Here is a 12,893-nt window from a genome sequence, read left to right as displayed (position 1 = left end):
TTTTTAAATTACACAATAGCCTGCGCGGCGAAATAGATTTGCTATTTTACTAGCGGCAAATCACTGATAACAAACACGCCTGTTAGCATGGCTCCCGGTAAACAGAGTTTTGACTTCTTCATACTGCCCCTGCTCACAGAGAAAAACGCTGTAATGATACAATACCGTATCATTTCCTGGCGCGTACTGCATCGCCATTTTGTAACGTTGGCGGGCAGCTTTCGGCTGACCAGAATATTGCTCATACAACGCCATACCTAATTGAGCCTGATAATGGTCCGGCTTTGCCAGTAAAACCTTATCAAAGTGATATCTGGCGGCGGGCAAATTACCTTTAGCCAGATAAGCCATTCCCAGTTGAATTCGGGTTTCTGTTGCGACTTTTCGCTGTTGATCGCCGTTTGTTGGTTGATTGGAACATCCTGCCAACAACATAGCAACCACCATCATTCCCGATAACGATTTCCTTATCATTCCATCCCCACCGACCAAAGATACGCAATTGCAACTATCATTTTACTTATGCATTTTACTTATGCATTTCACTTATGCATTTCAGTGACTGCATGAAGCGACATACCCACATTCCCATTCAGACTGTTCTTATCTGAATAGGTTCACCCGCCTGACGTTTTTTCAATGTACGTTTGGTACGATCAATTACATCACCGGCAAGCTGACCACATGCGGCATCGATATCATCACCGCGAGTCTTGCGGACAATAGTGGTGAAACCATATTCCATCAACACCTTGGCAAAGCGATCAATCCGGCTGTTGGAACTACGACCATATGGCGCCCCCGGAAACGGGTTCCACGGAATTAAATTGATCTTACTCGGTGTCTCTTTCAAACATTCAGCTAATTGATGCGCCTGTTCCACGCTGTCATTAATATGATCCAGCATGACATATTCCACCGTCACACGCCCCTGATTCGCATTGGATTTAGTCAAATAGCGGCGCACACCGGCAAGAAACTGTTCGATATTATATTTACGATTGATAGGAACGATATCATCCCGCACATCATCTGTCGGCGCATGCAGGGAAATCGCCAAAGCAACATCGATCATATCGCCAAGTTTATCCAGTGCCGGCACCACACCGGAGGTGGATAATGTCACGCGGCGTTTTGACAGACCAAAACCAAAATCATCCATCATGATTTCCATCGCAGGCACCACATTATTCAGGTTAAGCAAAGGCTCTCCCATGCCCATCATCACCACATTGGTGATCGGACGGCGACCACTGGACTTCAATGAACCAATAATTTTTGCCGCTCGCCAAACCTGACCAATAATTTCAGAAACCCGTAAATTACGGTTAAACCCTTGCTGAGCGGTAGAACAGAATTTACATTCCAGTGCACAACCTACCTGAGAAGAGACACACAAAGTCGCTCGATCATCTTCCGGGATATAAACCGTTTCAACTTGCTGATCGCCAACAGTGATCGCCCACTTAATCGTACCATCGGCAGAACGTTGCTCTTCTGCGACTTCCGGCGCACGGATCTCTGCAACCTGTTGCAATTTTGCTCGCAGAATTTTATTAATATCTGTCATCTGCTCAAAATCGTCATAACAGTAGTGATACATCCACTTCATCACCTGATCAGCTCGGAAGGGTTTTTCTCCCATATCAATGAAAAACTGACGCATTTGCTTACGATTCAGATCAAGCAGGTTAATTTTACCGCCTTTCTTTTCTGGAGTTTCAGACACGACAGGAGCAGCAAATTGTGCCGCGGTATTTGGTTGGGACATTTTTGTATATTGCCTCGTTGTGACACTTTCGGCTCTGCGTTGATGAATTCAACGCGAAGTTTCAATTCGGATATCACTATCAGTTTAGCATAGTGACAAATAACAAACGCCCCGTTGAATTAACAACGGGGCGCCGCATTGTACAAACTTTAATGCAATGATGCTACGGTTAACGGCAAATCAATTAACGTGGGCAAATTTCATCTTCTGTGAAGAAATAGGCAATTTCACGGTTTGCAGACTCAACCGCATCGGAACCGTGAACCGCGTTTTCAGTAAAGCTGTCCGCATAATCAGCACGCAAAGTACCTGCTAATGCATTATCAGGATTAGTTGCTCCCATCAGGTCACGATGACGCTGTACTGCATTCTCGCCTTCCAACACCTGAACCATAATCGGGCCAGAAGTCATAAATTCCACCAGACCATCAAAGAAAGGACGGCCTTTGTGCTCCGCATAGAAGCCCTCAGCCTGTTCACGGGTCAGGTGAAGCATTTTGGCGGCAATAATTTTAAACCCGGCGCTTTCAAAACGAGCGTAAATAGCCCCGATGGCATTTTTCTTCACAGCGTTAGGCTTAATAATAGAAAAAGTACGTTCAACCGTCATGGATAACCTCTTGGCTCTTCGTTCAGCAACTGATAATTTTAATTTTTCATTCCCGATAAATTAATCGGTTAATACTCATTCCGCAACCTTAGCGGAGGTAAAAGCGGCGTTGATTATAGGGGCACGAATAGCAGTTGCCTACAGAAAACATAACATTCCATTAAATTTTCCTTAGCGAAAATTACCATTTTTTCGTACAAATCACACTTTTACCTGAATCGTTTACTTCAAAGTAAAATTGACAGAATCAATCTGCCCGCCCAAATCCAAAACACTAAGCTGATATTTACCCGGCTGAGTCAAGGTCTGAACAAATCCCTGATTCTTTTCTGTGATCATTACCTGTTCTCCATTCAAAAACCACCATTGCCGCCCACCACTACCGCCTTGAGTTGTCATACGTAAATCAAGACTGTTAAAACCGGGGAGCCGTTTCAATACATCTCCATTATGAATACCCACGATCAACAAAGGCGCTTCATCTGATTTCAACGGTGGACATTCGGGATTAACCGGCGGCAGACGCTGCGCTCGTCGCTCTTGCTCAGGTAACCATGATTCGAGGGTAATCGGCCATAAAGCGATATTTTTAGGTTGAGCATCGGGACAATCGGGGGCAACACGCAAACCGTTTTTATCCAACCATACCTGTTCATTAATACCTGAAATGGCCTCTTGCCCTACCGCAGGCAACGTAGGCGGAATGGTATTATTCAATATCCAGCTCAGACGACGCTGACGGCAATTATTATCTCCTTTCGGCAAACTCTGCCCTCCCGGCCAACAGATAACGGCCTGACTAACAGTTTCTGGACGAGGATCAACGGGGGCTCGTTTAGCCCCATTTCGCATATTGGCGAGTAACAGGTTATTGATCTGATTTATGATAGGAATCGCCGTAGCGTAGCCGAACTGCCCGACAACCGGCGTACCGTCCGGCCTGCCAACCCAAACACCGATGGTATAACGCGCGTTTAAACCGACAGCCCAAGCATCACGGTAGCCATAGCTGGTACCGGTTTTCCAGGCTAGCGGCACCTGTGCCGGTAACACATCATCAGGTTGCGGCAGAGCCTCTCCAGCCATAATCCGTCTCACTATCCATGCCGCGCCGGGTGAAAAAAGTCGCCGATCACGCAATTTCTGCTGAGGAGTGAATCTCAAAGGGGCAACCTTCCCTTGACGGGCAAACGCTGCGTAAGCCGCCACCAGTTGATCCATCCGAACTGCCGTGCCACCAAGAATCAATGATAAATTGGGTTCACTGCCGGGAGGAAAACGCAATACCGTTCCCACATTTCGCATATTGGCGGTAAACCGCTTAGCGCCATAGGCTTCAAGCAGTTGCACGGCGGGTAAATTCAATGAACGAATCAACGCCTCACTGGCACTGACCGGCCCATGAAAACCACTGTCAAAATTTCCCGGGCGATAATAATCAAAGCGGCGAGGCACATCCTGTAACAGTGATTCCCCATGAATCAACCCATCATCCAGCGCCATTGCATACAGAAATGGTTTCAGGGTTGATCCCGGCGAACGCCATGAACTTATCATATCGACATGACCAAAACGGCTATCATCCCGCAGATCCAGCGAACCAATATAAGCTTTTACCGCCATGTCTGTATGATCAACCACTAACACGCCAATCGACGTTTTTTCTGGTAACTGGTACTTCCAATTCACCGCCATATCTTCAAGCTGGCGCTGTAATCCCACATCAAGGGTTGTTTTAATGATCTCCTGACGAGAGCCTTTCGCCATTCGTCTGGCAAGAAGCGGGGCAAGCTGTGGCGCCTGACGAGGAGCCAGCCACAACGTCTCTTGGCGAATATCAGCAACCTTCTCTTCCGGCCAGATTTTATACCGCGCCAACCGTTGCAACACCTTATCACGAGCAGCCTGTGCCCGTTCAGGATAGCGATCTGGCCTTAAACGACTGGGAGCCTGTGGCAAAACAGCCAGTAAAGCCGCCTCTCCCGCAGAGAGTTCAGCAGGCGGTTTCGCTAAATACGCCCAACTCGCCGCACCGACGCCTTGTAACGTCCCTCCAAACGGCGCACGGTTCAGATACATCTCAAGAATTTCGTTTTTAGAATAGTGCCATTCAAGCTGCAAAGTACGCCAGATCTGTTTCAACTTGCCGCCAAAAGTACGTGAATGGGGATCAATCAACCGGGCGACCTGCATTGACAGAGTACTGCCGCCGGATAAAATTTTACCTGCCCGAATATCCTGCCAGGCAGCCCTCGCCAGAGAAATCGGGTTAATACCCGGGTGTTTATAGAACCAGCGATCTTCATAAGTCAGCAATGCCTGAATATATTCCGGTGATACTTGATCCAACGTCACCGGATAACGCCAAACGCCTTCATCATCGGCAAAACGCCAAAGCGGCGTACCATCCTCACTCACGACAATACGCGCCATTTTGACTTCACGCAGTGGCAGAGGCCAAATTTTATCCGCCAGCCATAAACCCGCCGGGATCAGAAACAACAACAGCACGATCAGCCATATAAGGCGATGCGTTTTCTTCATCAATGGATACCTAGTGAGAAATCAGCCCCTACGCCAAAGCGTAAGGGCTGATAGACTTTAGCGAACAACTTCCAGTTTTTCTGGTGTAGAACCGACCGCACGCCAGTAAGGCACATACATAGATTCAACCTGTGGCGCAGGAATGGTGTAAACACCCGGAGTTACAGCACGTGCCAAATAGAGCAATGTCACTGGCTGAGAAGGATCAACCGCGATTGCCGCCACATATCGATCATCACGATATTCCATATGGCGAATCGTCGCCTGCTGCATATCGCCAATCAACTCTTGCAGATTAGCGGCACTCTCACTCAACTTAGCACTACTGTTAGCCAAATTTTGGTTCTCTAGTTCCAAACCGGCAGGCAATAAATCAACAACCAAAGCATCCGATACGGGTTTATCTGAACTAACCACCAATTTCACAACCACCATTTCACCGCTTTTCAGACGGTCAATAGCAACTGGATTACCCTTCATATCCAGATAGCTACGCTCAATTTTCAGCACATTAGCGTAAGGTTTCGGAGAACGCAGTGGGTAGGCCGCCACATTCACTCGTGAATAGAGCGTACTGTCACCAAGGTTACTGATACTCATACCTTGCAGAATATCCTGTGGATACAGCATCTCACTATAGGGTTTGTCCCTACTTATTGGTGAATTCCGCTGATTAAATAGAGCCTTCCACGGTTGCACCGATGTATCAATAAAGAAACGTCCCGCCTGATAGAGTGAATTACTTTCTTGAGTTGAAAAATAATGGCGAGATGATAATTCATCAGACAGCGCCAGTAATTTCTCATCACGTTCCTTTATCAACATATTATTTTCAGTCAACAGAGCGACAATCATTGCGTTGTCGCGGATGGCGCTACCGTAATCACCTAAATCTAAATCATCATTACGGTTTTTGCTGATCCCCAAATGAACCGCTTCATCCGCTCGGGTATTATCCCCCATCAGTTTCAGTGCAATGCCCAGTTGTACCAGCGACAAGCCATTGCCAGCTTGCTGACGGCGTTCATAAACTTGTCTCAAAGCACCCAATGGCGCTTTCTGTTGGTTTGCAAGCACCAGACCGGCATAAGCCTGAACCGAGAATCGCATCGCTTCCTGATTCTGGCTGTAGGGATAGTTAATAACACTCTTATCCTGTAAATAACGTAACAGACGATTATTGGCAGCAGTCAACACCTCCTTAGGTACACTATAACCCCGTTGACTTGCACGGAATAGAAAATCGGCAGCATAGGCCGTTAACCAATACTCCTCATCACCGGTTTTATCCCATAAAGCAAAGCTACCGTCATGACGCTGCATACTGACCAGATGAATAATTCCCTCATCAATACTTGCCCGGCGTTTATCATCATCTTCCGTCATGATGCCCAAGCTATTCAGCTCTGCTTTGTTCGAATAGAGTGACGGGTAAAGCCCGCTGATTGTCTGCTCAAGGCAGCCATACGGATAAGCGTACAATTCACGAATATAGCGTGAAATCTGTAATGGCGGACGGCTGCTCAGTAACAACTGCCCCTCGGCTCCTGCTGGCGATAAACCCGACAAGGCATCCGACGGCATCTGCCACTCCTCTCCCGGATGAATAACATTAGCGAACAGAACAGTTTCCGCTGGCTGCGCCGGACGCACGCCAATCTTCCAACTATTTTGGTACGGTTTTACATTTTCACCCGGCAGATTCAGACCATTAATCGTCAGGGAAACCTCTCCTTGACCAAAACCACGCTGCGCTATGACCGGGATCTCCACGGTGGTGCATTTGCCTTTTTCCAAAACTATCTCTTTGCTAACATCCCCCTCTAGCCTAATCAGGCCATCAGCAGCAAAGCTCAAGGTCAAGTTTTGCGTCTGTTCAGTTAAATTAGTCAAATCCAACGACAATAATGCGCTATCACCACCGGCCATAAAGCGAGGTAATGCCATCTGTGCAACCACCGGCGCCGCAACGACAACTTTACTTTCACCGTGGCCGAACTCATCTTCACTCCACGCTTGAGCCATCAGCTTCAACTCACCGTTGAAATCAGGGATTGGCAAAACGATCTGCCCTTCGCCGTTTTCATCCAATGTCACCGGCTGTGCCTGTTCAGCGATAATCTTAACTTCAGTTAATGGCTTTCTACCGCCACGTTCAAGGGCGCTATCATCACCATCACCGCCAAAACGCAGATTCGCCAGACGGCCTTCACCTTCAATCAACTGACCATAGACATCATATTGATCGACGCTGTAACGCTTACGACCAAAGAAAGCTTCATAGGGGTCCGGGGTTTTAAAATTCGTGACATTCAACACCCCTGTATCGACAGCGGAAAGCAACACATTAACCTGCTTAGGTAATTTCCGCCCTTGCTGTGGCGTCGCTTTGACTTTAACGGTCAAATTCTGATTCGGACGCATTTTTTCCGGTGCGGATAGCGTTAAATCCAGTTTACGATTTTCATCAGCCAACGGCAGGTGCAACACGCCAATGGCCCGTTTCGGCGTCGCCTGACGAGATTTATCATCTGGACGCACCACCACCGCGGTTAAATAAAGGTCATGACGACGCCACTCTTTATTCACCGGCACTTCCACATCCAAACCTTGCTCTGGCACATCAATTTTTTGCCACCAAAGCGGCCCTTCGCTGGATTCCACCAACAGATAACCTTTACCGGCCTGTGGCGCGGCCATATGCAATTTTATTTTCTCGCCTACCCGATAAGCAGGTTTATCCAGAGACAATTTCACCTGATCAGGACGAACAGCCCCTGTGCCACCGGTATTGTCCTGCCATGAGTAACCAGCCCAGAAATTAACGCTGGTCACTAATTGATTTTCTGGATTAACCACTTCAATACGGTACGAACCCCAATCAACCGGAAAACTAACCTTTGCGGTGCCATCTTGAGCAATCTGGATATGTTCATCCGCCATCACCAAATCTTTCTGGTCATAACCTGATTGCCAACCTTCCCCATCCGACCAACGCCAATAATAATCACGGCGTTCATAAACCAGACGGGCGGTTAAATCTTTCGCAGCATATTTTTTTCCATTGGCATCGGCATATACCAGCGCAAATTGCGCCAGTGAATTTTCATCCACATTGTAACGGCTTTGATAACGACCTACGCGATAGTCATAAATCTCTTTCTGATTGAACAGCGGACGGATACCCACCAGCTTTTCTGTCGGCCAAACGGCCTGTTCAACCCACCGAGTTACCGGGCGGCCACCCGATTCAAGCAAACTTGCCTGTACAATGACGTTTACCGGCGAAGAGACCGAACTCCAGTTGTCGGCACTGACATTAATTACGGCTTTACCATCATTCCCTAAAACCAGATCAAACTCATCCAATGTGCGACTAAGATTGTCCTCTGTAACCGCACCAAACTCATAGCCGGGCAATTTTGCTACCGCATCACGAGCTGGACGCAGGAATAATTGCCCTTGCAAGCGATTATATGCAGCAGGCGCACCATATAGATAACGGCCGTTAATCACGAAATCCACATCGTGGTCTTTCATCACCGGATGAGACTCACTGCTAATTTCCAGCGCCATACGCTCCGGCAGAAAATCTTCGACATTAAACTTGTAATAACGAGGTTTGTTATCACCCAAATCAAAACGTAGCGACCAGAGGCCGGTAGCCGCTGAGGGAGGGATCACATAACGATATTGATACAATCCATTTTCAGGTTGCCAGACAAAACTATGGACTACCTGACCATCGGTTTTCAGTACATCCACTTTAACCGGCTGACTTTTCACTGCGCGGCCATCGCCATCACGCAACAGGCCATTGACAATCAACGTTTCACCCGGACGATAAAGATCACGAGGCCCAAAAACAAAAAACTGTTTGCTATACCCTTGTGAGCCAGAAATATCGAACTCAGACAGATCCAGCGCCGGTGATACCAAATCAATCATACTGGTCTGGTGGTCACGAGTAGCGAGCAATAGTTTCGCTTTCGCATTTTTCTCCAGACTGACGTGTCCATCATCGTCCGTCGTTGCCTTTGACAATAATTGCCCTTTCTCATCCAACAGCCGTATTTCCACCCCTTTCAGGCTGCTACCTTGCGCCAAAGATTGGGTAAACACATCCATCCTACCCAGATAGCTGTGCATAGAAACACCAATATCACTTAAGGTAAACATTGTTGCTGGATTAGTGTCAGTGTATTTACCTGCTTGTTGCATCACCGCCAGATAAACGCCATCTTTCTGTAACTCTTTGATATTACTTAATGGCAACAGTAATTTTTCGCGGGTATTCAGTGTTGGATTCAGATCGAAACGGCCGGTATAAACCAGTTCCGCGCCTTTGAGCATCTCTTCAGATTCCCAAGAACTCATATTGTTGCGATATTGCCACTGTGCAATAAAAGCGGGCAATGCTGTCTCTTTGATCCTGAAAAAATTAACATCAATACGATTTACATTCAGGGCTAATACCGGCAAACCTTCAGCGACTTTACTGGGTAACAAGGAGCCTTTGCTGGCAAAACCGACGGACGGAGAAATCGTCGCGGTTGTCAGCGTTTTCTCATAAACCGTTTCGAGTTGACGATCATTGATACCTTTAACACCTTTATCTACGGTCAATTGCAACTCACGGGAGGGCGGCAAATGGCGCAAGCGAAGCTCCATCATGTTATCTGATAGTTCCCAGGCGCCATCAAGTTTGCCCTCTTTGACATCGACCAAACGGACATTCTGAGCAAAATCCTGATTTGGATCTAAAGGAACAGAAAATGTCACCACCATTGCACTAGCGCCATCAAGCTGAACTTCGGAAGCATCCAGAATCTTCACTGATTTACCGGCATAACGTTTTGCTAATTCAGCCAGTGATGCCGCATCTTTCTGTCTTACGGATTTTGGTGGAATACTTGATTGCTGAGGCGCTTTCTCGCTTTGAACTTCTGTGGACTGTGATTGAGCCGCTTGATTATTATCAGAGCTACCAGATTGGTCACAACCAGAAAGCATCAGCAAAGACGCCAAAATCACCGCCAAATAACGTTTGTTTTTTCCTGGTTGTTGCCAGAATTGACCTTGATTCATAACCATAACCCCTGTCTTAACTCCAACCAATTGATGGTAGGATTTTAGGATTTAATGAATAACTTTATATACCGCCTATTTATATTAGGCAACGTACAGACATTAAGTTCATATAATAGCCTGTTATTTTAACGAATTAAACATCACAGAGGCGATAAATAAATCTAAATTTATCGATTCAATTTTTCACTAAGAACTCCATATATTTAGTAAAAAAAGATTTTCGTCATTTCCCTTAGCAACCGAAGATAGCCCCTTACTGCACCACCTGCCCAATAATTCACAAGAAATAAAACAATATAAAATAGACCATTAAAACAAAGTTGAATAAACAGAAAATTATCATTATCGTACTGGTTATAAATATCAATATCGGATTAAACATACTCGATTCCAATATACCACTGTTTAATAAATTAATTATCTCAAGCAATAAATAACTTTAATAAATTTATATTTAACATTTCATTTAATACATTATCAACCATTTATTAAGAATAATCATTATCTCAATAGGATATTTATAACAAATAAAAAGCCATATAAATAAAACACATTCAACTTCTGATGCAAAAATTACCATGAATCTGTAATCTGTAATCTGTAATCTGTAATCTGTAAATAGGTTGCCACTTTTTTATCAAAAGTGGCAATAATAACTTGCATGAAACACCGATTATACAAATTGTTTTCTATAAAATATGAATAAAACCCTCTATGATGAAAAAATACAATAAAAAATGCGAATAAATTCAGCAATAAAAATATTAACCTGTCGTTATTATAATCCCAATTATTTAAAACAGAAAAAAATACTAACCCCAACGCTGTCGCACAGGGGGTAATAACCTGATGAACATCCATTTTCTCAATAAATTTCATTATGTTACTCTACCAATAATACCTGCCCTGTTTTCAACTGTTTGACATTTGGCAACCAAAGTCTTCCCCAGCTACCCGTACAATGACATCCATAGACTTCTTTTATATTTTCTTTTATGAAAAATTCTCTGATCTTCAATAACTCTGTCGGCAACGCTCTCCTTAAATGCAATCCTCCTATTACTGCGAATACTTTGTCCACACCGGTAATCATTTTGGCGTGGTTAATGATTTCACAAATACCAGAATGACCACAGCCAATGATAATCACCAGTCCATTATCACTTTTCCAAATTAACGCACTATCATCCAATATATAATCATTAGCCCAACAGCTCTTTCTAATTAATCCGTAGGATTTACGATGATTGTTTGCTATTTCTCCTGAAAAAATAAATCTATCACTTATTTTCATATGCGATTTCGTCAAACGAAATAAAACTCTCTTCTTAACTCTTTTATTAATTTTACCCGATATTTTTTTGAATTTTAAGACACTCTTTTTATTGAACATCACACCATAATATTTCTCGCTTAACGCATCAGGGTGACATATTAATTTAGCATTATGAGGAAAATAGTTAACACCACCTATATGGTCAGAATGCCCATGAGAGATAACAATTTTGGATATATCATCAATAGATATTCCCATCCTATTTGCATTCTCAATATAGCTACCATCTGGGCCGGTATCAAAAATTATCTTCTCTTCACCATCCTCAAGTAAAAGACTCAGACCAGGCTTAGCTATCAAATATGAATCAGACGTTTTATTTTCCAAGAGCACAGTTATTTTTAATGACATAGCATATCCATTAGTTTTGTTGAAGTAATGCTTTTATTAAACGATACGGGTAACAATAGCATTGACGTACATCAATAAAATAATGAAAAGCCATTATATCGTCACATTTTTATAAGCAGATCACAAATTACCCCTCCTCTGCTAGCCGTTAATTTTTCAACATAAAATGATTATCTCCCTATCATATTTATTATCTTGCAATATTAACACACAAATATTATACCTTACTGTACAACATATTTTTAAAGGCAGAGACAAATATATTATTAAAAATAAAACCCAACGATAGATTATTCAAGCAATTTAATCAAACTTACTATACTAATATCAGATGTAGTTAACAATGCTTAATTTGTTATATCATTACAACCTTATATGACTGAACTCATTTCATCTACATTATAGGGCAAAATAATAATATATTTATCAAATATAAATTTACCTTATATTATATAAAAACAATTTAAATAGAATAATTATAATTGTCACTCTATAGCAATATAATTTGTCATTATAAACATAGCATATATGTTTATATCCAACCATTATTAACATCTTTATTAATACGATAACAAAAACATATTATTTTCATGTAAAAAAATAGCTTGGATTCACATAATAAGCGCAACATCGTTACTCTGGAAGTCAACATATCCGTATTCCTTTAAATAATTCATTGGGTGTTTCACCCCCTAATTTTTCAAGGGCGATTACTTAATCGGCTTACCACAAAATCTATTTCCTGCTCAGAGACTTCATTAAAATCGGTTCCCTTTGGAAAGTATTTCCTGATTAACCCATTGATATTTTCATTAATCTCCCCTTCCCAAGGAGAGCAATGACGCCAATAAATCATGCTATTTATCCCACATAATAATAAAGGATTTAGGTTAAGTTATCTTCTGGCAGATCGAGCGGCAGATAAAAAGCAATATTGACATGGATAAATCCTCACATAAGTCAGAAAAGGTCATTACTTATCACAAATTAAAAATAACTGTCACAGTTCAAGCAATTCAATGCTGAAATCAATCATTATAAATGTGATTTGTATCACACTTTAAAAATAAAACCATAAAATTAATTTGAAATTATTAATGCTGGTTATTAAATGATTAATATTAATCTATTTTTTATACAATGCTGTTACAAAATAATCACATTGGCCTGTTTTTTGCTTTGTCATATAA

7 protein-coding genes and 1 pseudogene are annotated in these 12,893 nt (G+C 43.2%); all 8 read right to left on the bottom strand.

Translation table 11 applies throughout. The features are described from left to right. Positions 1-60 precede the first annotated feature (60 nt). A complete protein-coding gene (locus EAE92_RS18685; protein WP_040151756.1) occupies positions 61-474 on the bottom strand; it encodes a tetratricopeptide repeat protein in 414 nt (137 codons plus the stop codon). Positions 475-592: 118 nt separating this feature from the next. Next, positions 593-1,771, bottom strand: a complete 1,179-nt coding sequence (rlmN, locus tag EAE92_RS18680; protein WP_036781629.1) for a dual-specificity RNA methyltransferase RlmN — start codon at positions 1,769-1,771, stop codon at positions 593-595. A 184-nt stretch (positions 1,772-1,955) separates the two neighbouring features. After that, positions 1,956-2,381: a nucleoside-diphosphate kinase gene (gene ndk, locus EAE92_RS18675; RefSeq protein ID WP_036781631.1), complete on the bottom strand. Its 426-nt coding sequence runs from the start codon at positions 2,379-2,381 to the stop codon at positions 1,956-1,958. A 222-nt stretch (positions 2,382-2,603) separates the two neighbouring features. Further along, on the bottom strand, positions 2,604-4,925 hold the full coding sequence (pbpC, locus tag EAE92_RS18670) for a peptidoglycan glycosyltransferase PbpC (RefSeq protein ID WP_214069174.1): 2,322 nt from the start codon (positions 4,923-4,925) through the stop codon (positions 2,604-2,606). A 57-nt stretch (positions 4,926-4,982) separates the two neighbouring features. After that, entirely contained in the window at positions 4,983-10,013 is a 5,031-nt protein-coding gene (locus EAE92_RS18665) for an alpha-2-macroglobulin family protein (protein WP_214069173.1), read from the bottom strand. A 576-nt stretch (positions 10,014-10,589) separates the two neighbouring features. Further along, complete coding sequence (locus tag EAE92_RS18660) at positions 10,590-10,895, bottom strand: hypothetical protein (RefSeq protein WP_214069172.1); 306 nt, start codon at positions 10,893-10,895, stop codon at positions 10,590-10,592. 4 nt (positions 10,896-10,899) lie between these two features. Next, positions 10,900-11,703, bottom strand: coding sequence for an MBL fold metallo-hydrolase (locus EAE92_RS18655; protein ID WP_214069171.1), 804 nt, complete (start codon positions 11,701-11,703; stop codon positions 10,900-10,902). A 645-nt stretch (positions 11,704-12,348) separates the two neighbouring features. Further along, positions 12,349-12,556: pseudogene (locus EAE92_RS18650) on the bottom strand (IS30 family transposase); the annotation flags it as partial. Positions 12,557-12,893: the final 337 nt, after the last annotated feature.

The sequence above is a fragment of the Photorhabdus hainanensis genome (genome assembly GCF_018448965.1).
GTDB classification, from domain to species: Bacteria; Pseudomonadota; Gammaproteobacteria; order Enterobacterales; family Enterobacteriaceae; genus Photorhabdus; species Photorhabdus akhurstii.
This window is presented reverse-complemented; position numbering and strand designations above follow the sequence as displayed.